Source organism: Rhizobium sp. CFBP 13644 (genome assembly GCF_014842165.1).
Lineage (GTDB): Bacteria > Pseudomonadota > Alphaproteobacteria > Rhizobiales > Rhizobiaceae > Agrobacterium > Agrobacterium tumefaciens_C.
The window spans coordinates 164143-187986 of record NZ_JACYVF010000004.1 but is presented as its reverse complement, the minus strand read 5'-3'; the positions used below and the strand labels follow the sequence as shown (position 1 = coordinate 187986).

Annotated in this window: 13 protein-coding genes; 8 read left to right on the top strand and 5 right to left on the bottom strand. The window is 58.2% G+C overall.

Going from position 1 to position 23844, the window contains the following annotated elements:
• Nucleotides 1-95: 95 nt before the first annotated feature.
• From IFT53_RS13360 to IFT53_RS13345, 4 genes are all read left to right on the top strand, one after another.
• On the top strand, nt 96-986 hold the full coding sequence (locus tag IFT53_RS13360; protein ID WP_192065287.1) for an NAD(P)-dependent oxidoreductase: 891 nt from the start codon (nt 96-98) through the stop codon (nt 984-986).
• Nucleotides 987-1172: 186 nt separating this feature from the next.
• The gene (locus tag IFT53_RS13355; RefSeq protein ID WP_192065285.1) at nt 1173-2606 is read left to right on the top strand and encodes an aldehyde dehydrogenase family protein; all 1434 of its coding nucleotides are present in this window, start codon (nt 1173-1175) and stop codon (nt 2604-2606) included.
• A 98-nt stretch (nt 2607-2704) separates the two neighbouring features.
• Complete coding sequence (locus tag IFT53_RS13350) at nt 2705-3682, top strand: pyridoxal-phosphate dependent enzyme (protein WP_192065283.1); 978 nt, start codon at nt 2705-2707, stop codon at nt 3680-3682.
• Nucleotides 3683-3930: 248 nt separating this feature from the next.
• Nucleotides 3931-4074, top strand: a complete 144-nt coding sequence (locus IFT53_RS13345; RefSeq protein ID WP_042615568.1) for a hypothetical protein — start codon at nt 3931-3933, stop codon at nt 4072-4074.
• Nucleotides 4075-4089: 15 nt separating this feature from the next.
• Here IFT53_RS13345 and IFT53_RS13340 read toward each other — a convergent pair whose 3' ends face one another.
• A complete protein-coding gene (locus IFT53_RS13340) occupies nt 4090-5268 on the bottom strand; it encodes a M20 aminoacylase family protein (RefSeq protein ID WP_446737677.1) in 1179 nt (392 codons plus the stop codon).
• Nucleotides 5269-5829: 561 nt separating this feature from the next.
• On the opposite strand from IFT53_RS13340, the gene IFT53_RS13335 reads away from it, so the two are divergent.
• Nucleotides 5830-14322 (top strand): GH36-type glycosyl hydrolase domain-containing protein, encoded by an 8493-nt coding sequence (locus IFT53_RS13335; RefSeq protein WP_192065281.1) that lies wholly within the window; start codon nt 5830-5832, stop codon nt 14320-14322.
• Between the two features lie 88 nt (nt 14323-14410).
• Here IFT53_RS13335 and IFT53_RS13330 read toward each other — a convergent pair whose 3' ends face one another.
• Nucleotides 14411-15070, bottom strand: a complete 660-nt coding sequence (locus tag IFT53_RS13330; RefSeq protein ID WP_192065280.1) for a YggS family pyridoxal phosphate-dependent enzyme — start codon at nt 15068-15070, stop codon at nt 14411-14413.
• A 194-nt stretch (nt 15071-15264) separates the two neighbouring features.
• Here IFT53_RS13330 and leuS point away from each other — a divergent pair, with 194 nt between their 5' ends.
• The 3 genes from leuS to holA are packed head-to-tail and all read left to right on the top strand — an operon-like array spanning nt 15265 to nt 19479.
• Entirely contained in the window at nt 15265-17895 is a 2631-nt protein-coding gene (leuS, locus tag IFT53_RS13325; RefSeq protein ID WP_192065278.1) for a leucine--tRNA ligase, read from the top strand.
• Nucleotides 17885-18433, top strand: a complete 549-nt coding sequence (locus tag IFT53_RS13320) for a hypothetical protein (RefSeq protein ID WP_244656320.1) — start codon at nt 17885-17887, stop codon at nt 18431-18433. The genes leuS and IFT53_RS13320 overlap by 11 nt, the downstream gene beginning before the upstream one ends.
• A gap of 8 nt (nt 18434-18441) precedes the next feature.
• Complete coding sequence (gene holA, locus IFT53_RS13315) at nt 18442-19479, top strand: DNA polymerase III subunit delta (RefSeq protein WP_192065276.1); 1038 nt, start codon at nt 18442-18444, stop codon at nt 19477-19479.
• 88 nt (nt 19480-19567) lie between these two features.
• On the opposite strand, the gene fdxA is transcribed toward holA, so the two are convergent.
• The 3 genes from fdxA to IFT53_RS13300 all read right to left on the bottom strand — a co-directional run bounded on the left by fdxA (nt 19568) and on the right by IFT53_RS13300 (nt 23733).
• Nucleotides 19568-19906 (bottom strand): ferredoxin FdxA, encoded by a 339-nt coding sequence (gene fdxA / locus IFT53_RS13310; protein WP_192065274.1) that lies wholly within the window; start codon nt 19904-19906, stop codon nt 19568-19570.
• 201 nt (nt 19907-20107) lie between these two features.
• The gene (locus IFT53_RS13305; RefSeq protein WP_192065273.1) at nt 20108-20524 is read right to left on the bottom strand and encodes an RNA-binding S4 domain-containing protein; all 417 of its coding nucleotides are present in this window, start codon (nt 20522-20524) and stop codon (nt 20108-20110) included.
• Nucleotides 20525-20625: 101 nt separating this feature from the next.
• Nucleotides 20626-23733: a helicase-related protein gene (locus IFT53_RS13300; protein WP_192065271.1), complete on the bottom strand. Its 3108-nt coding sequence runs from the start codon at nt 23731-23733 to the stop codon at nt 20626-20628.
• Nucleotides 23734-23844 lie beyond the last annotated feature (111 nt).

The following is a 23844-nucleotide window of genomic DNA, read 5'->3' as shown; positions in this document are numbered from 1 at the left end:
AGCTTGCCGACGGTCGGAGAGGTCTGTTCGGGGCATGATCCGCCCTTTCGGCGGCAGCCAAAATGTGCACACTGGCGGCCCGGAGGAAAACCGACATGGATCATAAAACTAACCCCATCATCGCCTTCATCGGCACCGGACTGATGGGTGGCCCGATGGCCCACAATTTGCTCAAGGCCGGCTTCAGCATCAGGGTCTGGAACCGAAGCATCGAGAAAGCGCAGGCGCTGGTCGCCTATGGCGCAGTTCTAGCATCTTCACCAGCAGACGCCGCAAAAGGTGCTGATATCGTCATCACCATGTTGAGCGATGGCAACGCGGTCGGCGACATGCTGTTTAACGCGGGCATTGCCGCAGCCCTTGAAAAGAATGCAGTCGTGATTGACAGCAGCTCGATTGCTCCACCCATCGCGCGCGACCACTCAAAGCAGCTTGAAGCGCTCGGCATCCACCATATCGATGCGCCCGTATCGGGTGGTGTGGTCGGGGCAAAAGCCGGGACACTTGCGATCATGGCCGGCGGCGATGAGGCCGTAATTTCAGGGCTCTCGCACGTCTTTGCCGCCATGGGCAGATTGACCTATGTCGGCCCGTCCGGTGCCGGGCAGCTCTGCAAACTGGCCAACCAGCAGATCGTCGCCATTACCATTGGTGCCGTCGCGGAAGCCATGATGCTGGTGGAAGCGGGCGGAGCCTCGCGTGAGGGATTTCGCAACGCCATTCGCGGCGGTTTTGCGGAAAGCCGGATTCTCGAACTCCATGGCGAGCGCATGGTCAAACGCGATTTCGTGCCGGGAGGACCATCCAAGTTTCAGCTGAAAGATCTCAACGGCGTACTGGCCACGGCGAAAGATCTGTCGCTGGAATTGCCTTTGACGCAGCAGGTGACGCAGGCTTTCGATGACTTCGTGAATGATGGCGGCGCCGATATCGACCATAGCGGAATTCTTCTTCACCTGGAGAAGCTGAACAATCGACAACACTAGCGATCCGAACAGAATTAACCGGCGGCCAGTCATATGGTGACTTTTATCCAGTCATATTATGACGTAAGGTAACCGAGATTTTTAGCAGCATCGCAAGGTGCGGCGGCATCTTCCATGGTGTCAAAGGTCAATCACAAAGCAGGCGGCGCAAATGGGTGCGGCCCCTGTTTGCAAAGGAGCATGTTCATGACAATCCATCAGAACCTTATCAATGGCGAATGGGTCGGATCCGACGGATCTAAAAACATCAATCCATCTGACACCAACGAAGTCGTCGGTGTTTACGCGCAAGCCGGTGCAGAAGAAGCAAAGCAGGCCATCGCCGCGGCCAAGGCCGCGTTTCCCGCATGGTCGCGTTCCGGCATTCTGGAACGTCACGCAATCCTGAAAAAGACCGCCGACGAAATCCTCGCGCGCAAGGAAGAACTCGGCGCATTGCTGGCTCGCGAAGAGGGCAAGGTTCTTGCTGAGGGCATCGGTGAAACCATCCGCGCCGCCCAGATTTTCGACTTTTTTGCAGGCGAGGCCCTGCGCCTTGCGGGCGAAGTCATTCCGTCTGCCCGCCCCAATATCGGCGTCGAAGTCACCCGCGAGCCGCTCGGCGTTATCGGCATCATCACGCCGTGGAACTTCCCGATTGCCATTCCCGCCTGGAAAATCGCTCCCGCCCTTTGCTATGGCAACACCATCGTCTTCAAGCCTGCAGATCTGGTACCGGGCTGCGCGTGGGCCATCGTCGATATTCTGCACCGTGCGGGCCTGCCAAAGGGCGTCTTGAACCTCGTCATGGGTCGTGGCTCGGTCGTTGGTCAGGCCATGCTCGACAGCCCGCATCTGGCTGGCATCACCTTTACCGGCTCCACTGGCACAGGCCAGCGCGTTGCGGCATCTTCCCTGCCCTTCAACCGCAAATTCCAGCTAGAAATGGGCGGCAAGAACCCCTTCGTCGTTCTTGATGACGCGGATCTGGATGTCGCTGTCGAAGCCGCTGCGAATTCCGGCTTCTACTCCACCGGACAGCGCTGCACCGCGTCTTCGCGCCTCATTGTTACAGAAGGCATTCATGACAAGTTCGTCGCAGCCCTCACGGAGCGTCTGAAGAAAATCAATGTCGGCAACGCGCTGGACAAGAACACCCATGTTGGTCCCGTCGTTGACGAAAAGCAGCTGAAGCAGGACACCGATTACATCGAAATCGGCAAGCAGGAAGGCGCAAAGCTTGCCTTCGGCGGCGAACTCGTCAAGTGCGAAACACCCGGCTTCTTCCTTCAGCCCGCGCTATTTACCGAAGCGACAAACAGCATGCGCATTTCCCAGGAAGAAATCTTCGGACCTGTCGTCGCTGTCATCCGCGTCAAGAACTATGACGAGGCGCTTGCTGCCGCCAACGACACGCCATTCGGCCTGTCATCCGGCATTGCCACGACAAGCCTCAAGCACGCAACGCACTTCAAGCGCAATGCAGAGGCTGGCATGGTCATGGTCAACCTGCCAACTGCGGGCGTTGATTTCCACGTTCCGTTTGGTGGTCGCAAGGCATCGTCCTTCGGCCCACGCGAGCAGGGAAAATATGCCAGCGAGTTCTTCACAACGGTGAAGACAGCTTATACGCTGGCTTGAAACGAAATTTTGCCACAAGTCCTCGGCGTCGCCGGGGACTTTCTCGGCCAAGACGATACCGCTTGAGCGGGGCCGAATGACATGCCGATGAGGATAGCGTGACAGACATTGCGATGATTGAAGCGGCCCGCCAGCGCATTGGCGATGAAGCAAGCCGCACACCCTTTTTATCATCGCCCTTTCTGGATGACATCGCCGGTCGAAAGATTTTCGTGAAGGCCGAATGCTTGCAACGGACAGGCTCTTTCAAATTTCGTGGTGGCTGGTCGGCGGTATCGGCCCTCACGCCAGATGTGCGCAAGCGGGGCGTGATCGCCTTTTCATCCGGCAATCATGCGCAAGGGGTCGCACTCGCGGCTGCATTGCACGGCGTGCCCTCCGTCATCATCATGCCGCAGGATGCGCCGAAGATCAAAATTGACAATACGCGAGCTTACGGAGCCGAAGTCGTTCTGTTCGACCGCGCCAAGGACGACCGCGACGCCATCGGCGCAAAACTCGCTGAAGAACGCGGCCTGACCCTGATCAAGCCTTTTGACGAGCCTCTGGTCATTGCAGGTCAGGGAACCGTGGGACTGGAAATTGCCGAGCAGGGGCGCGAACATGGCATCGAGACAGCCGACGTGCTTGTTCCCTGCGGCGGTGGCGGCCTGACATCCGGCATCGCGCTGGCGCTGGAAGCAAAGGCGCCGCACTACACCGTCAGAACCTGCGAGCCTGAGAAATTCGACGATGTGGCCCGCTCTCTGGCTTCAGGAAAGATCGAGCGCAACGAAGCCCTTTCGGGCTCGATCTGCGACGCCATCATCACACCCCAACCGGGCAACATAACCTTTCCAATCATGACCGGGCGTTGCGGCAAGGGAATGGCCGTGACCGAAGACGAAGCACTCAGAGCCATGGTGCTCGCCTTTCTGCGATTGAAGGTCGTGATCGAACCCGGCGGTGCCGTTGCACTGGCTGCGGCCCTTTTTCGAGGCGATGAAATCGACGCGGACACGGTCATCGCCGTCGCATCCGGCGGCAATGTAGATCCAGCCGTCATGGCTGCAGCACTCGCGCGCTTTGCGGACTGACCAAACAACGCCCCTCCGGCAACATTACGTCCATCAGGGCATCCATTGAACCGGACGCCCTGTTGCACGTTATGTCCTGGCAATTGGCAGTTCGTCACGAGTTTGGAGGCTTGTGACGATAGGTATTTTTTACAATTGCCTCGACATACGAAAATCTGTCTCTGCAAAGACTGCCCGGAACAAAGATAGACTAAGTCATAGCCTGAACACTTGCCGCTTCGGCCAAATGTCATCCAAGGGAGGGTTCGATGTCTTATTCCAAAGCCGGAAAAATCAAAGATTTCACGCCGTCGCCTGCATCCGTATGGAGCTGGAAGTCCGCCGTTCACGCCGTCATCGCTGGCCTGTGCTTCGCTTTCGTCGCTGCGGTTATTTGCGGGGTCATTGGCTGATCTCCACTCCCGCCATTACCGGCTTTTCAAATAATCTTCAGCCAGTTCAACCCAGAACGCAGTGCCGATGGGCAATATGTCATCATTGAAATCGTACTTTGGATGATGCAGCGGAGGGTCGTTCTCGGTGCGCTTCGTGCCGAGGAAGAAATAAGCCCCCGGCCTCTCTTCAAGCATATAGCCAAAGTCTTCTGCACCCATGCTGGGACGCTGCATCTCCGCAACATTCGGCGCACCTGCAAAGCGGGTTGCGAGATCCGCGATATAAGCCGTCTCAGCTGTGTGGTTGACGGTGGGGTTATAACCCCGCTGATAGTCCAGCGTCACGCTCATGCCATAGCTCGCTGCCTGTCCTTCAGCAATCAGCCTGATCCGTCTTTCCAACTCGTCGCGGGCAGACGGGTCGAATGAGCGGATCGTCAACAACATTTCGGCTGTCTCTGGAATAACATTGCTGGCGACACCGGCGTGAAACGCACCCACCGTCACCACGGTTGGTGTCATGGGGTGAATGTTGCGAGACGAAATTGTTTGCAACGCCATAATGATGCTGGCACCGGCAACGATCGGGTCGAGAGCACTTTGCGGCTCCGCGCCATGGCCGCCAAAACCATTGACCGTGATCTTGCACTCATCCACCGCAGCCATGATCGGCCCATCCCGAAGCACGAATTGCCCGAATGGCAAGCCGGGCTCATTGTGAAGCGCAAACACCGCATCGCAGGGGAAACGCTCGAAAAGCCCGTCCTCGATCATCATCCGCGCCCCGCCGAAATTTTCCTCCGCAGGCTGGAAAATGAGATGCAACGTGCCATCGAAATTACGGCGCTCGGCAATGATCTTCGCCGCACCCAACAGCATGGCCGTGTGCCCGTCATGGCCACAGGCGTGCATCACGCCCGGATTGAGGCTGGCATAGTCCGCCCCCGTCTCTTCAACAATCGGCAGTGCATCGAAATCAGCGCGAATGCCAACCGAGCGTCCGCTCGTGCCATTGCGCAGGCTGGCCACGACGCCGGTGCCCGCAAGACCGCGTGTGACCTCATAGCCCATATCCGAGAGCTTCTGCGCAACGAAATCCGAGGTCTGGAATTCCGACAGGCCAATTTCAGGATTGCGATGCAGATGATGGCGGATTGCCATGACATCCGGCATGTGGTTGGCAACGGTATCGGCATTTTTAAACTGGGTCATTTCGAAGTCCGGCAATGGGGTGACAGGCGTTTCGCCCATGCGGTTGCCTAGCACGAAATCCGATGCGAGGTAAGGCTGGGCAGGGCAAACACAATCCACCATGCGCCGCTGATCTGGCCTCTTGCACAGAAGTGAAACCGGTGGCATGGAACAGATCGTGCATGAAATCATTCCATTAAACGTCGACCCTTCTGCCGTGCAGAAAGACGTAGACATCAGGGGTTTTTCATGGCGAGATAGAACACGATCGGCATGAGGTGTTTTTCGCTTGGGGGAGTATGCGAAATTGAATCTTGAAGAGGGTGCGCGGTCTCGCGCAAAACCCGTTTGCGCCTCCCAAGCAATTGATTTGCTTCAACCTGGTGCACACCCATGCCCAAAATTGCCATGATAATGTGTCGCAATACGTCACGCAAACATCGCCGCTGGTTCGCGATGGTTCAGCATAGGTTCAGGATCAGCGAGAAATAAAGCGTCCAAACTGTTTCAATCTTCAAGAGCAATCTGAAACAAGTCCGGTTAGATCGACCAGCCCCTCACAGAGTGCAGAATACGAGCCCGATGTCATTTCATATTACCCCGACCGCCGCCGCCCGTGATTCAGAAGCAAAGCAGATCGATCACAATGATTCGATACGCTCCGTTTACTTCACAATCGAAGAGTTAAGGGATATTGGAGCCGAACTCTCCAGATCCGGGGCGGATAGCCTTCCCGGCTTCATGGAGTTCGATTTCTTCGCGCGCCATCGTGAAAACGAAAAGGAAATTCTGCGCGTCTATCGCACGACGGCTGTTGACGCCGAAAATGGCGCGACGATTACGCCTGCTGCCGAATGGCTTCTGGACAATCACTATGTGATTGAAGAGGCCATTCAGGAGGTCCGTCGCGACTTCCCGCGCAAGTTCTACCGCCAGCTGCCGACGGTCAGAATTGGCAATGTCGAGATACCCCGGGTTATGGCGCTGGCATGGCTCTATGTCGCCCATACGCACAGCACGATCTCACGCGAGAGCATGACGGCACTGGTTGAGGGCTACCAGACGTCAAAGACACTCCAGATCGGCGAACTCTGGGCGCTGCCATCCATCCTGCGCTTTGTGCTGATTGAAAACCTGCGCCGCATTTCGATCCGCGTCGAGCGCTCGCGCCGCATGCGCCAGCGCGCCAATGAGGTCGTCGACGAGATCATCCGCCTCAACGATGCCGACGCCTCCGAAGCGCTTCTCAAGCAGATTGACGGCCTCGTAGACGATCCGACATTCTCGACCCAGTTCCTCTATCGCCTGCGCAACGGCTCACAGACCTCGGGTTCTGCGCTGAACTGGCTGGAGGAGCGTCTTCGCAGCGCCGGAACCGATGCCGAAAACATCATGATGGCGGAGCATAACCGCCTCGCCTCCGGCAATGTGACGATGGGCAATATCGTCCGAAGCCTGCGTGAAATCGATGATACGGAATGGTCGGTCTGGTTCGAGGAAGTCAGCCATATCGACAAGGTTCTGCGTGAGCAGACCGACTATAACACTCTGGATTTCGGATCGCGCAACACCTACCGCAACACGATCGAACTTCTGGCGCGCCGTTCGCCCCAGTCGGAAATCGAGGTGGCGCAGTCCGCCATCGACATGGTGACGGAAACCACCGCGTCCGATCAGGTCCACCCACATGCCCCCAATGTCGGCAGCTTCCTGATCGGCCAGCGCCGGCAGGAGCTGGAAGACCGGATTGGTTACAACCCGCTGGTTTCGCAGCGCATTGTGCGTTTCATGCGCAAGTTCAACTGGCTTTCGGTTGCCGTGCCCGTGATGGTGCTGACAGCTCTTGCCATGGCTGCGGTTGGCTGGTTCCTCGCTGATGCCGGCATGCCGTGGTATGTCGTGAGCGCATTCCTTCTGATGTTCGCATTGCCAGCCTCCGAAGGCGCAACCGGCCTGTTCAACACGGTCGTGACCTTCTTCGTCAAACCATTCCGTCTGGTTGGATACGAGTTCAAGGAAGGCATCCCGCAGGACGCCCGCACCCTGCTGGCCGTTCCCTGCATGCTGACCAGCCGCGACAGCGTGGACGAAATGGTCCGCAACATCGAGGTGCATTATCTCGCCAACCCGCATGGCGAAATCTATTTCGCGCTGATCAGCGACTGGCGCGATGCCAAGTTCGAACAGACGCCTGAAGACATCGAAATTCTAGAATATGCCAAGCGCGAAGTCGAAGCACTGAGCGCCCGCTACGCATTTGACGGCAAGAAGCGGTTTTTCCTCCTCCACCGCCGCCGCCTCTACAATCCGGCGGAAGATTGCTGGATGGGTTGGGAGCGCAAGCGCGGCAAGCTGCATGAACTGAACATGCTGCTGCGTGGCGACAAGGATACGACCTTCCTCAACGGTGCCAACATGGTGCCTGACAACGTCAAATACGTCATGACGCTGGATGCCGATACCCGCCTGATGCGCGACGCCGTCACCAAGCTCGTCGGCAAGATGCACCACCCGATCAACCGTCCGGTCCACGACCCTGTTACCGGCCGCGTGATCCACGGTTACGGTCTGCTCCAGCCGCGCGTTACACCGTCGCTCACCACCGGCAAGGACGCATCCGTCTTCCAGCGCGTCTTCTCCATCAATCGCGGTATCGACCCTTACGTCTTCACCGTATCGGACGTTTACCAGGACCTGACCTCCGAAGGCACTTTCACAGGCAAGGGCCTTTATGACGTTGACGCGTTCGAAACGGCGCTCAAGGGCCGTATCGAAGAAAACGCCGTCTTGTCCCATGACCTTCTGGAAGGCTCGTTCGCGCGCTGCGCACTGGTCACAGACGTTGAACTCGTCGAAGACTTTCCAACGCGTTATGAGGTCGAAGTCTCGCGTCAGCACCGCTGGGCGCGTGGCGACTGGCAGCTCCTGCCTTACATCATGGACCCCAAGCGCGGCGTAACCGCCATTGGTCGCTGGAAGATGATCGACAACCTGCGTCGCTCGCTGACACCGGTTGCATGGTTCGTCGCATCCGTTCTCGGCTGGTACTTCATGGGCCCGCTGGGTGCGCTGATCTGGCAAATTCTGCTGATCTTCTCGCTTTTCGTCGCCCCGACCCTGTCGCTGATTTCGGGCCTTGTTCCGCGCTCCACCGACATTGTGCCTCAGGCCCATTTCCACACGCTCTGGTCGGAAGTGCGGGCAACCAATGCACAGGTCGCATTGCGGATCGTCTTCATTGCTGACAGTGCCTGCCTGATGGCAGATGCTATCGTCCGTTCCCTCTACCGCCTGTTGGTCAGCGGCAAGCTGATGCTGGAATGGCGCACCGCCGCCAGCATTCAATCCAGCGCGCAGGGCAGCATCTTCGATTATTATCGCCAGATGTGGCACGCCCCCGTGGTCGCGCTGCTCGGTCTGATCTTTGCAGGCCTCCCCGGCGACAACGCGTTTCTGGTCGGCCTACCCTTTGCCCTGCTGTGGATCTTCTCGCCGGTGGTTGCCTGGTATGTCAGCCAGTCTGCGGAAACCGAAGATCGCCTGTTCGTTTCGGAACATGTTTCCAGCGAGCTGCGCAAGATTGCACGCCGGACATGGCGCTACTACGAAGCCTTTGTAACATCCTCTGAGAACTATCTGCCGCCTGATAACTATCAGGAAACACCTGAGCCTCTGGTTGCCAGCCGCACCTCGCCGACCAATATCGGCGTCTATCTGCTGTCTGTGATTTCGGCGCGCCAGTTCGGCTGGATCAGCTTCTCGGAAACCGTCGAGCGGATGGAAAAAACCATCGAGACGGTTGAGAAGATGGACAAATATCGCGGCCATCTGTTCAACTGGTATCATAATGATACCTTGCAGACGCTTGGACCACGCTACGTTTCCGCTGTCGACAGCGGTAACCTCGCCGGTCACTTGATCGCCATCTCCTCTGCCTGCCGCCAGTGGGCGGAAGCGCCATCGGCCCATCTTCAGGGCAATCTCGACGGCATCGGCGACGTTGCGGGCATCCTGCGCGAAACGCTGAAGGAGCTGCCGGACGATCGCAAGAATCTTCGTCCGCTGCACCGCCGTCTGGAAGAGCGCATCATCGGCTTCTCCGCCGCACTTGCCTCTGTCAAGCGCGAGCACGAGTTTGCCTCGATCCGCGTCATCAATCTCGCCGTGCTGGCCCGTGATATCCAGAAGCTGGCGTCCAATCTCGATCTCGAAGTCAAATCCGGGCAGAGTGCGGAAGTTACCCGCTGGGCACAGTCGCTGGTGGATTGCTGCGAAGCGCATATTTCCGACAGCGCGTTTGATCTCTCCACCATCGATCCATTGCGTGAGCGCCTGAATTCGCTATGCGAACGCAGCCGTAATCTTGCCTTCTCGATGGATTTTGCCTTCCTCTACCGCAAGGATCGCCGCCTGCTGTCCATCGGCTACCGCGTGGACAGCCAGGAACTCGACGAAGCCTGCTACGACCTACTGGCATCCGAATGCCGCCTGACCAGCCTGTTTGCCATCGCCAAGGGCGATCTGCCAACGGAGCATTGGTACCGTCTGGGCCGTCAGGTCGTGCCAATCGGCGCACAGGGCGCATTGGTATCCTGGTCCGGCTCGATGTTCGAATATCTGATGCCACCGCTCGTGATGCAGGAGCGTCATGGCGGCATTCTGAACCAGACGAACAATCTGATCGTCAAGGAACAGATCAACCATGGCCGCCGTCTCGGTACGCCATGGGGCATCTCCGAGGCTGCCTTCAACGCCCGCGACCACAACATGAACTACCAATATACCAACTTCGGCGTGCCCACTTTGGGCCTGAAGCGTGGTCTTGGTCAGAACGCTGTTATCGCCCCTTACGCGTCGATCCTGGCGTCGCAGTACGATCCTGAGGGCGCCCTTGAAAACCTCGACAAGCTGCGTGCGCTGGGTGCGCTCGGCAAATACGGTTTCCATGATGCCGTAGACTTTACCCCCACCCGCGTTCCGGATGGCAAGGTCTGCGCCGTCGTTTACAACTATTACGCCCACCACCACGGCATGTCGATTGCAGCCGTTGCCAACGTGGTGATGGACGGCATCCTGCGCGAACTCTTCCACGCCGATCCTGTGATCGAAGCCGCAGAATTGCTGCTTCAGGAAAAAGCGCCGCGCGAAGTGCCCGTCATGAGCGCGAAATACGAGCCGGAAACGCCCGGCAAGGAACAGGCGGATCTGTTGCGTGCGGAAGTCCGCACCATCGCCGATCCTGCGCTGCGCGACCGCGAAGTCGTGTTCCTCTCCAACGGTCACTACTCAACCATGCTGACCGCCACGGGCGCTGGCTATTCGAGATGGAATGGCGTGTCGATCTCGCGTTGGAAGGCAGACCCGACCGAAGATCGCTGGGGCACGTTCCTGTTCCTGCGCGATACGGTCTCTGGCGACTGGTGGAGTGCCACAGCAGAACCACGCGTCGCAGCGGGCGAAAAAACCAAGACCGTCTTTACCGACGACAAGGCAGAATTCCACAAGACGGTTGGCGATCTGCAGAGTGTGGTCGAATGCATCGTTGCGACAGAACATGATGCTGAAGGCCGTCGCGTGACACTTCTCAATGTCGGTTCGGAAGATCGCTACATTGAAGTCACCTCCTACCTGGAACCTGTCATCGCCAATGATGACGATGACAACGCGCACCCGCTGTTCTCGCGCATGTTCGTGCAGACAGAAATCGGCAAGCGTGGTGACGTCATCCGTGCATGGCGCAACAAGCGCAGCCCGAGCGAACCCGGCACTGTGATCGCGCATCTGGCAGCAGACAATGCTGGCCCAGCACGCCCGACGGAGTTCGAAACAGACCGTGCCAAGTTCTTGGGACGTGGCCGTTCGCTCGGCGAAGCCGCCGCGTTCGATCCGGGCGCAACGCTTTCGGGAATGGACGGGTTTACGCTCGATCCAATCCTGTCGCTGCGCCGCGTCGTGCGCGTTCCGGCTGGCAAGAAAGTCAGCGTCATCTTCTGGACCATCGCCGCACCAAGTCGCGAAGATGTCGACAAGGCGATTGATCGCTACCGCCACCCGGATGCCTTTGCGCATGAGCTGGTCCACGCCTGGACCCGCACGCAGGTGCAGATGCGCCATGTTGGCGTAACATCGCAGCAAGCCGCTGCCTTCCAGCATCTGGCCCGCTATCTTGTCTATCCAGACATGCACCTCCGTGCTGATGCAGATACGCTAAAGACCGGTCTTGCCTCGCAGCGTTCGCTGTGGCCGCTGGCGATCTCGGGCGACTTCCCGATCTTCAGTCTGCGCATCAACGACGATATGGACATGGATATCGCCCGCGAAGCCTTGAGTGCGCATGAATATCTGCGCACACGCGGCGTCATTTTCGATCTCGTTATCGTCAATGAGCGTGCAGCCTCCTATGCTCAGGATATGCAGCATGCGCTGGACTTTATCTCCGAAGCGCAGCGCCGCATCAATCCGGCAGATGGCGGACGTCCGCACGTCTTCTCCGTTCGTCGTGACCTCATCGATGAGGAAACATGGTCCGCCCTGCTTGCCGCATCGCGTGTCGTTCTTCACGTTCGCAACGGCAAGATCGTTGATCAGGTCAACCGCGCCGTCTCTCTTTTTGCGGCCACTCGCGGCCCAGAAGGCAGCGAATCGGCGCAGGCTCGCCTGCCCGCACCGGCCTTCCAGCAAGGCGAGCCGGTCGAAGATGCCAATGATCTGGACTTCTGGAACGGCTTTGGCGGTTTCACGAAGGCTGGCGATGAATATGTCGTGCGTCTGCATGGTGGTCAGGCCACACCACAGCCATGGATCAACGTCATCTCGAATGAGCGTTTCGGCTTCCATATCTCGGCCGAAGGCGCAGGCTTTACCTGGAGCCGCAACTCTCGCGACTATCAGCTCACGCCATGGAGCAACGATCCTGTCGTGAACCGGCCCGGTGAGGCGATCTACGTTGCTGATGTCGAAAGCGGGAAGATCCACTCGCCATTCGCGGCACTGTCGCGCAATCCCGATGCGGTCTTCGAAACCCGCCACGGGCTTGGCTACTCGGTTATGCGCAGCGTGGATGATGGGCTCGATATCGAAGTCACGCAGACTGTGGATCGTGAACGGCCAGTCAAGCTTTCCCGCCTGACCATCCGCAACGTCGGCACGCAGAACCGTCGCCTCAAGACCTACGGCTATGTTGAATGGGTCTTGGGCAACAACACGCAGAAATCAGCGCCGTTCATTCTGAGCACGCATGATGAGGAAACGGGCGCACTGTTCGCATCAAACCCGTACAGCATCGACTACAGCGCACGGACCTCGTTCCTTGCACTTCAGGAACAGGCAACCAGCTTCACAACCAGCAAGCGGGAGTTCATCGGTCGCTATGGATCTGTCCATGCCCCGCAGGCCATCCTATCCGGCGCAGCCCTCTCCGGCACCGTCGAGCTTGATGGCGCACCTTGTGCCGCTGTCATGCAGGAAATCCACCTGAAACCCGGCGAAGAACGTCATATCCTGTTCTATCTGGGTGATACGGATACGTCTGAAGAAGCACGTGCTCTGGTCAAGGACATCCGCACGGCTGATTTCGATGCTGTTCTGGCGGAAAACAAGGCGTTCTGGAATGGCCTTACAGGCCAGTTGCAGGTCGAGACACCCGATGCTGGCTTCAACCACATGGTCAACAGCTGGCTGCCTTACCAGGCACTTGCATGCCGTATCACGGCGCGTACGGCCTTCTATCAGTCCAGTGGTGCGTTCGGTTTCCGAGATCAGCTGCAAGATACGCTGGCCTTCCTGCTCTACCAGCCATCACTTGCCCGCGAACAGATCCTGCGGGCAGCCGGTCGCCAGTTTGCGGAAGGTGACGTGCAACACTGGTGGCTGCCACTGACGGGAGCGGGCGTTCGCACGACCATCTCCGATGACGTGGTCTGGCTTGCCTATGCCACCCACCAGTACATCGTGGCGACGGGCGACAAGGCCATTCTTGAGCACAACATTCCGTTCCTCAAGGGCCCCGCTCTGACACCCGGACAGCATGATGCGTTCTTCCAGCCCGAAACGAGCGAGACATCGGCAAGCCTCTATGAGCATGCCGCACTGGCACTCGACCTGGCCATTCAGCGCACAGGCGAGAACGGCCTGCCGCTGATCCTCGGCGGAGACTGGAACGACGGCATGAACCGCGTGGGCGTTGCGGGCAAGGGCACCAGCGTATGGCTCGGCTGGTTCCTCGCCGGAACCTTGCGCGACTTCATCGACATCGCTGAGGAACGTCGTGATCTCGACCGTGTCGAGGCCTGGAAGACACACCGCGACAAGCTGCGTGCAGCGCTCGAAACCGCAGGCTGGGATGGCGAGTACTATCGTCGTGGCTACTTTGATGATGGCACCCCGCTGGGATCCATCACCAGCGAGGAATGCCGCATTGATTCGCTTGGCCAGAGCTGGAGTGTTCTGTCTGGCGAAGGTGAAGAGCAGCGCTCGACGCAGGCCATGGATGCCGTGATGCGGGAGCTTGTCGATGAAGAAACGGGCATCATCCGCCTCTTCACCCCACCCTTCTCCCGCTCGCCGCAGGACCCGGGCTATATCAAGGCCTATCCGCCGGGTGTGCGTGAAAATGGCGGTCAATATACCCATGCTGCCACCTGGGTGGTGATGGCGCTGGCAAAGCTTGGTCGCAGCGAAGATGCATGGAAGTGCTTCTCCATGCTCAACCCGGTCAACCACGCACTGGACCGCTCATCGTCCGAGACATACCGTGTCGAGCCTTACGTGGTCACGGCTGACGTCTATGGCGCAGGTGCCTATGCGGGCCGTGGTGGCTGGAGCTGGTACACCGGTTCTGCCGGCTGGCTCTATCGTGCGGCTGTCGAGGGCATTCTCGGCATCACCCGCATCGATGGCAAACTGCACATCACGCCATCTCTGCCACAGAGCTGGAATGGCTTCTCGGCAAAGATCACGCTGGACGGCAAGGTACGGGAAGTCACCATCAAGCGCGCCGAAGGTTCCTCGAATGTCGAGGTTTCGGTGGATGGCAAGCCCGTCACATCAACGGACAAGCTGATCGCCTTCGATTGATAGCAGGGGCTTGCGCCCCGGCCACCCAACAAAAAGCCACGGCATCTCATCGATGCCGTGGCTTTTTACGTTAAGGAGTTAGAATATCTCAGCGCGTGCCGAAAATCGCCGATCCGACCCGCACGCTTGTCGCGCCGAATTCAATGGCCGTCTCGAAATCACCCGACATGCCCATGGACAATTTTTCCAGGCCGCACTCCTTCGCCAGCTTTGCCAACAGCGCGAAATGCGGTCCGGGATATTCCTCCGCAGGCGGAATGCACATCAGGCCTTCCACATCAAGCTTCAGCTCATCCCGGCACATGGCAACGAAAGCAGCCGTCTCACGTGGATCGATGCCCGCCTTTTGTGGCTCCATGCCGGTATTGACCTGCACGTAAAAACGAAGCGCCTTGCCCTGCTTGTTGCACTCATCCGCAAGAACCCGAGCAATTTTCTCGCGATCCACGGTTTCGATGACATCAAACAGCGCAACCGCATCGGCGGCCTTGTTGGATTGCAGAGGACCGATGAGATGCAGTTCGATACCGCTGGTCTTTTCTTTGAGACCCGGCCACTTGCCTTGCGCTTCCTGAACCCGGTTTTCGCCGAATATGCGCTGGCCACAATCGATCACCAGCTGGATTGTATCCGCCTCGAAGGTTTTCGAAACGGCCACAAGCGCCACGCTGCCAGCCTCACGGTCAGCTTTCTCGGCAACTGTCGCAATCCGCTGCGTGATGTCTTCAAGACGCGCTTCGATTTCCATATCAGACCTTCGTTTCAATACAGGGATAGGGTTTCAGTAGCGACCGCAAGCCTTGATGCCAAGCACCATTGTCACCATTTGAACGCTGTAAACCAACATTGCGCCCATCCAAAGCCCTGCCAAACTTGACGCCTAGGCTATTTCATGGTGAAGGTCAGCGCAAATTTTCCCCTTGATACCCGGATTTCAGAAGTATGGCCATCGAACGTTATAATCCTCGCGACGCCGAGCCGCGCTGGCAGCAAAAATGGAACGAAGACAATGTCTTCGTGACAGACAACAGCGACACCCGCGAGAAATATTACGTCCTCGAGATGTTTCCATATCCATCGGGCCGTATCCACATGGGCCATGTTCGCAACTATGCGATGGGCGATGTCGTTGCACGCTACAAGCGCGCGCGTGGTTACAACGTACTGCACCCCATGGGCTGGGACGCATTCGGCATGCCTGCGGAAAACGCCGCCATGCAGAACAAGGTCCACCCCAAGGACTGGACCTACCAGAACATTGCCACTATGCGCGGCCAGCTGAAATCCATGGGCCTGTCTCTGGACTGGACCCGTGAATTCGCCACCTGCGACGTGGAATATTACAGCAAGCAGCAGGCGCTGTTCATCGATTTCATGGAAAAGGGCCTTGTTTACCGCAAGCAGTCCAAGGTCAACTGGGACCCGGTCGATCACACCGTTCTGGCCAATGAGCAGGTCATCGATGGCCGTGGCTGGCGCTCCGGCGCACTGGTCGAACAGCGCGAACTGACACAGTGGTTCTTCCGTATCACAGATTTCAGCCAGGATTTGCTGGACGAGTTGGACCAGCTGGATCAGTGGCCGGAAAAAGTCCGTCTGATGCAGAAGAACTGGATTGGGAAGTCGGAAGGCCTGTCCTTGCGCTGGCAGACCGTTGCCTCCACCGGCCCTGCCGGTTTTGACGATATCACCGTTTACACCACGCGCCCCGACACATTGTTCGGTGCGTCGTTCTTGGCCATTGCAGCAGACCATCCGCTGGCCAGAACGCTGTCTGAGACCAGCACCGAGATTGCCGAGTTCTGCGATGAGTGCCGCCGTCAGGGCACCTCGCTGGCTGCGTTGGAAACAGCCGAGAAGCGTGGGCTCAACACTGGCGTCAAGGTCGTTCACCCGCTTGATCCGACCATGGAGTTGCCGGTTTACATCGCCAATTTCGTGCTGATGGATTACGGCACAGGCGCCATCTTCGGCTGCCCCTCCGGCGACCAGCGCGATCTGGATTTCGCACGCAAATATGATCTGCCTGTCGTTCCTGTCGTGATGCCGGAAGGCGAGAACGCAGAAACCTTTGCCATTGGCGACACCGCGTTCGTTGATGACGGCGTCATGATCAATTCGCAGTTCCTGAACGGAATGACGACGACGGACGCATTTGAGGCTGTTGTTGCGAAGCTTTCGGCACACCTGCTGGGCGATGCGCCTCAGGCTGAACGCAAGGTCAACTTCCGCCTGCGCGACTGGGGCATTTCCCGCCAGCGCTATTGGGGTTGCCCAATTCCGGTCATCCATTGCGAAGTCTGCGGCGTCGTTCCGGTTCCCAAGAAGGACCTGCCGGTCAAGCTGCCCGACGACGTAACGTTCGATGTGCCGGGCAACCCGCTGGATCGCCACCCCACCTGGCGCCACGTTTCCTGCCCGCAATGCGGTCATGCCGCGCGCCGGGAAACCGACACGATGGATACATTCGTCGATTCCAGCTGGTATTTCACCCGCTTCACGGCACCTTGGGAAGAAAACCCGACCGATCCAAAGGTCGCCAGTCACTGGCTGCCGGTCGATCAGTATATTGGCGGCATCGAGCATGCGATCCTGCATCTGCTTTACTCGCGCTTCTTCACCCGCGCCATGAAGGCAACCGGCCATGTGGACGTGAAGGAGCCCTTTAAGGGGCTGTTTACGCAAGGCATGGTCGTGCATGAAACATACCGTCTTGGCGAAGGCCAGAACGGACAATGGGTCGTGCCTGCCGATATCCGGATCGAGGAAACCGATGGCAAACGCCGCGCCTTCCTGCTGTCCGGCGGTGAAGAGGTTCAGATCGGCTCGATTGAAAAAATGTCGAAGTCGAAGAAGAACGTTGTCGATCCTGACGACATCATTGCCTCTTACGGCGCTGATACCGCCCGCTTCTTCGTTCTTTCCGATAGCCCGCCGGACCGTGACGTGATCTGGTCTGAAGCCGGTGTTGAAGGTGCGCATCGTTTCGTCCAGCGCGTCTGGCGCATCATCGGCGAGGCGGCGGGAGAATTGAAATCCGTCAAGCCAGCACCCGCCACGCAGGGCGAAGGCCTCAGCGTATCCAAGGCTGCCCACAAGACGCTCAAAGCCGTGCAGGACGATCTGGACAAGCTTGCCTTCAACAAGGCGATTGCCCGCATCTACGAACTGGTCAACACGCTGGCCGGTCCATTCGCAGAGGTCGCTGCTGGCGGAAAATCCGAGGATATGAAGGCCGCTGCCCGCGATGCGGCAGAGATTCTCGTGCGTCTGATTGCGCCAATGACACCGCATCTGGCCGAAGAATGCTGGACGGCACTGGGCAATGAAGGCCTTGTCGCGCAAAGCCCGTGGCCGGTCTTCGTCCCCGCTCTCATTGAAGAAAATGAGGTGGTGATGCCCATCCAGATCAATGGGAAGAAGCGTGGCGAATTGACAATCGCGCGCGATGCGGATCAAGATGCTGTGCGCGCAGCCGTGCTTGAACTGGATGCCGTGAAGGCAGCTCTTTCAGGTGCTGCGCCCAAGAAGATCATTGTGGTTCCACAAAGGATTGTGAACATTGTTGTTTGATGCCTATTCCCGATGGGGCCGCATAGCCGCCGCAATATCCATCACTGTGTGCGCGGGTCTTCTGGCTGGATGTCAGGTGCGTCCGCTTTACAGCGAAGCTTCTGGCACGCGCCAGAAGCTGCAAACCGTCGAATTCTCCGACGCGGGTGACCGCGTCACGCAGGAAGTGCGCAATCACCTCGTCTTCCTGGCCTATGGCGGAGCCGGTGCCCCGACCAGCAAGGAATACGACGTCAAGATTACGGTCACATCAAGCGCGACCTCCACGGAAGTCACTGACGACACCAGCCTTTCGGTGAGCAAGAACAACTATGACGGTCCCTTCCCCGGCCGCGTGAGCATGACCGGCAAATACGTCCTGACGCGCGTGTCCGATGGCCAGGTTCTGCGCGCGGCGACACGCACCGTCACCGCCATGCTTGATCTGCCACAGCAGGAATTCGCCAAGATCCGCGCCATCCGCGATGGTGAAAACCGCGCAGCAAGAGAGCTTGCCGAAATTATCCAGACGGATATTGCCGCCACGCTCAGCCGCTGAGAGCGATCATGACGGAAATCAAGTCGCATGAATTCGAACGCTTCGCCGAGAAACCGGCGGAGCGTTTTCGCGTTTTCGTTCTCTATGGGCCAGATCGGGGCCTTGTCTCGGAGCGCGCGTCGCTGATCGCATCCAAGACCGGCATAGACGCCAACGATGCCTTTGCATCCTTGAAACTGACAGCGGCGGATCTCCATGGCGATCCCGGACGGCTTCTGGATGAAGTCAATGCCATCGGCCTTTTCGGCGGAGAAAAGCTGGTCTGGGTCAAGGGTGCCGCCAATGAAAAGGCGCTTGTCGATGCCTTGCAGGTTCTCTCTGACAACCCACCTGAAGCAAGCTTCCTGATTATCGAGGCTGGTGACCTCAAGAAGGGCACAGGCCTTCGCAAGATTGCCGAACCCTCCCGCTCTATCGCCGCCATTCCCTGCTATGCGGACGATGCGCGCGCATTGAATGCCCTGATCGATCAGGAGCTTTCCACCGAACACTTGCGCATTTCCCCAGCCGCCCGGCAAAGACTGGCGGAATCGCTGGGTGGAGACCGCATTGCCTCGCGCAACGAGGTGCGCAAGCTGGCGCTGTATTGCCGCGGACATGATGTGATTGAGGAAGACGACGTGCTGGCCATCATCGGCGATGCCAGCACGGTTTCGGCAGACGACGCAGTCGATGCCATCCTGAAGGGGGATCGCAACGCCTTCTTCCACGCCACCCAGAAAATCATCGCATCCAAGACGCCGATCTTTCTGGTGCTGCAGGGCTGCCTGCGCCAGTTCCAGCTGCTGGACCAGATGCGGGCGGAAATGGATGACAAGAAGCAGCAGGCGGGTCAGGTCATGCTGACACTCGGGCGCGGCATTCACTTCCGCCGCAAGCCCGTCATCGAACGCGCGCTGCGCACATGGCAGCCAGCAGCGATTGCCCGCGAGATGAACCGATTACAGTCCGCCATCCTCCAAAGCCGTCAGCGGCAAAGCCTGGAGGAAAGCGTGGCATTGCTGACCTTGCTCTCCACCACACTTCAGTCCGGGCGCGGACAATAGCCACAAGCGCAACAAAAAGCCTCCGCAGCAGATGCTCGGAGGCTTTTTGTTTTAGAACTAATCCAGAGGATCACAGCGTAGGGTGCGCTTAGTCGCCCTTACCCGGCTCTGCCGAGAAGTAAAGGTCGAGCTTTCCTGTCACGCCATCCATTTCCTTGGCTTCAGGCATAGGATCGCGCTTGACGGTAATGTTGGGCCAGATGGCAGCATATTCGGCATTCAACGTCAGCCACTTGTCCAGACCCGGCTCCGTGTCTGGCTTGATGGCCTCTGCGGGACATTCAGGTTCGCACACACCACAGTCGATGCATTCGTCGGGATTGATCGCCAGAAAATTCTCGCCCTCATAAAAGCAATCGACGGGGCAGACTTCGACGCAGTCGGTATACTTGCAGCGAATGCAGTTATCGGTCACGACATACGTCATGATGGACTCCAGATATGCAGGCCGGGCCACAGGGCTTGAGAAACAAGCCTTTGCCCGGATTTCAGACAGGGCATTTTGGCATGTGAGGTAATGCCTTTGTGACAAGATAGCAAGGACAAACGGTTTCAAAAAAGGGGCTGATCTGGGTCATTTATTCCAGCTGCGCTGGTGGCCTCACCTCTGCGCGGCCCATCGGCACCGCTATTCGAAGCCTTCGCCGCTGTCTGAAATGAACTTGTCGAGCGCACGGCGCTCCTTCTTCGTCGGCCGTCCGCTGCCAGGTTCGCGCATGGCCTGTTCCAGAGGGGTGAAGCGATCGCTGGGCTCTGGAGGTGGTGTCTGGTCATCATAGAGGAGCTTGGCCTCCTCGTACGGTCCGCGCCGCTCACCCGATGCCAGCACCACGAGAATGCGGGTTGACCGTTCGAAAGAAAGTTCGAGCCTGTCGCCGGTCTTTAAAAGATGGCTGGACTGGCGAATGGGGTTGCCATTGATGCGGACATTGCCCGATTGAATATAGCTCTGTGCGAGCGATCTGGATTTGATCATACGGGCAAAGAACAGCCATTTATCGAGGCGCTGACGGCCTGCATCATGTGGCTGCTGCTTCTCACCCATCACGTATTTCCAGGAAAAATGCGGCCCGGTTTTCCGTCCGCACATGCGTTCAAACAAGACGGTAAAAGCCCTCTGCTTTCGATAGAGCAGAGGGCTTCCTATTACTTCTTCAACTGGTCCTTCAAAGCAGCCAGCTTTGCGAAAGGTGAATCCGGATCAAGCGGCTTTTCCTTGCGCGGTGGCTTGGCTTCGAAACGCTGCTGACCCTGTGGCTTGCCACCACGGTCGTTGCGGTCTGGCCGGTCCTTGCGCTCGCCACGATCTGGACGATCAGAGCGATTGTTGTTGTTATTGCGGTCTGGACGACCACCGTCGCGCTTACGGTCGCCTTCGCGGGCTGCATTGTCACGGGGGGCACCATCACGACCAGCATTGCCACGTGGCTGAGACTTGCGGTCTTCGCCGCCCTCTGCACGGCGCTCACCCTGTCCACGATTGCCTGGACGACGGTTGTCGCTGCGCTGGGTGTCGTTGCGACCGCCTGGACGCCACAGCAGAACCGGCTTCGGCTCTGCAACTTCGGCCGGTACAGCTTCAGCAACTTCAGTCGCTGGCTCCTGTGCGGTCGCTGCCGCCGTCTCGGATGCTTCCGCAGCCGATGGTGTCTCTTCTGTTGTCACTTCGGCATGCGCCTCTGCAACGGCTTCAGCGACAGGTGCTTCTTGCGAAGATGTCTCGGCATCGGCATCATCATGCTGTGCAGGCTCTTCAGCCACAGCAGGTGTCTCGGTCTTTGCAGCGTCGTTTGTCTGTCCGCCAAGGAAAGCGGCAGCATCTTCAGCGCTGACCTGATCGGCACGGTAGCCGAGGCCCTTCAAGATTTCTTCCATATCGTCGAGCGTCGCGCCGAGAATGGAAAGCATCGCGGTAGTCGTTGTAAAACGACGACCATCATAAGCGCCTTCGGGGCGCGGCTGCGCACCCGGCTTCCACTGCAACAGCGGACGAATGAGATCCGCCAGACGCTCCAGAATGTCGATACGAACGGCGCGCTTTCCGAGGAAGCGGAAGCCTGCAAGCTTGTAGAACATGCGCTCGAAGCTTGGATCCGTTACGACAGATGTCCGGCCCGCGGCGAGAACAGGAATAAGATCGCCGTAACCTGGCTTTCCAAGACCGTCATTCTTCAGAGCCCAGAGCAGCGTCACCAGCTCAGCAGGTGCTGGCTTCAGCAATGCTGGCAAAAACACGTGGTAAGCGCCAAAACGGATTCCGTAGCGGCGCATGGAGGCGCGCGCATCCTGATCCAGCGTCTTCACTTCTTCCGTCACATCACGACGGAAAAGCACGCCGAGGTTTTCCACGAGCTGGAAGGCCAGACCCTTGGCAAGACCCTGCAAATCTTCTGCGCGAGAGATATCATCGAGAGGCTTGAGCACCGTCGCGATCTGATGGTTCACGAAACGCTCGATACGTGCAACGGCGTGGTCACGCGCATTGCCGCTCAGCTGCTCATCCGCCAGCATGATGACACGCGGCTTCATGATATTGTCGCCAGCTGCCAGACGAGCGACAGGCTCACCCAACCAGCGGACAAGGCCGTCGGCGCTTAACGCGAGGTCGCTGTTGCCGCTGGCATGCAGGCGCGCAGCACGCGCCTCATATTCCAGCGCAAGCGCCTTCTGCGCTGCGCCTTGCACAGCCTTGGCATCTGGCCCTTCAGCTCCGGCAACCGGTGTAAACCGGAAACCCGCCAATTGGCCGACATGATGTCCTTCAACAAAGACATCACCATTCACACTGATTTCAGCTTCAAGCATCGCATTCTCTCTTAGGCGCCTCATGAGCACAGATGTCCTGCGATCAACAAAGCGTTTCGTCAACCTTTCATGTAAAGCATCGGACAATCGATCTTCGATTTCCCGAGTCTTTTCTTGCCAGTGTGTCGGATCGGCAAGCCATCCTGGGCGGTTTGATACATACGTCCATGTTCTGATCTGCGCAATCCTTGCAGATAGCGTATCGATCTCTCCGTCGGTGCGGTCCGCCCGCCGCACCTGTTCGGCCATGAAATCCTCGTTAACGGTTCCGCGTTTGACGAGGTCGAAATAGAGTGTCGAAATCAAGTCGGCATGCTGTGCTGGCGCGATGCGGCGGAAATCCGGTAAAGCACAGGCTTCCCACAGCTTCTCCACACGCGCAGCGTTCGTCGTTATGTCAACGATTTCTGGGTAACGCGCAAGGTGTTCCAGCGCTTGTTGATCAATTGCAGGTAGCGCCCGCGTCAAACCCTGCACGGTTGGTGCTGCATCAAGGCTGGCCCGCAACCTGGAAATGGACGCAAAATCGAAATTTGTCGTGCGCCATTGCAGCACTTTGACGGCATCGAACTGATGTGATTCGACCCGGTGCACCAATTCATCGTCGAACGGATCGACCTGACCCGTCACGCCGAATGTGCCATCCCGAAGGTGGCGACCGGCGCGTCCGGCAATCTGACCCATCTCGCCCGCATTCAGATTGCGGAACTGGTAGCCATCGAATTTGCGATCCTGCGCGAAAGCAACATGGTCAACATCGAGGTTCAGGCCCATGCCGATCGCATCGGTCGCAACCAGATATTCGACATCACCGGATTGATAGAGCCCGACTTGCGCGTTTCGTGTGCGTGGAGACAATGCGCCGAGCACAACGGCTGCGCCACCGCGCTGACGGCGCACAAGTTCCGCAATCGCATAGACCTCGTCGGCGGAAAACGCGACGATGGCGGTGCGTTGCGGCAGGCGGGTGATTTTCTTCTGGCCCGCATAGAAAAGCTGCGAAAGCCGGGGTCGCTCCACCATGACAATGCCCGGCAGCAACTTTTCAAGGATTGGCCGCATGGTGCCAGCACCCAGCAAAAGGGTCTGCTCACGTCCACGCAAGTGCAGAATGCGGTCGGTAAAGATATGTCCGCGCTCGAGATCGCCGGCAAGCTGCACTTCATCGATGGCCACGAAGGCCGCCGTGGTCTCACGCGGCATGGCTTCAACGGTGCAGACGGAATAGGCCGCTTTGGGCGGGGTGATTTTTTCTTCGCCGGTGATTAGCGCCACATTGGGCGCACCGACCTTTTCCACCAGCCGTGTATAGACCTCTCGGGCAAGCAGCCGCAGCGGCAGGCCAATGACGCCACTTCCATAGGCGACCATGCGCTCGATGGCGTAATGCGTCTTGCCGGTATTTGTCGGTCCAAGAACGGCCGTAACACCGCGGCCGCTCAAGATCATGGGGCGAGAATTCAACGTATTATCCGTAAGCTCGACTGAACTGCTATTTTAGAACCATTCGGAAACGTTCCGTCCGCCTCTTGTCTTCCACACATGGCAATGGTGGAGGTC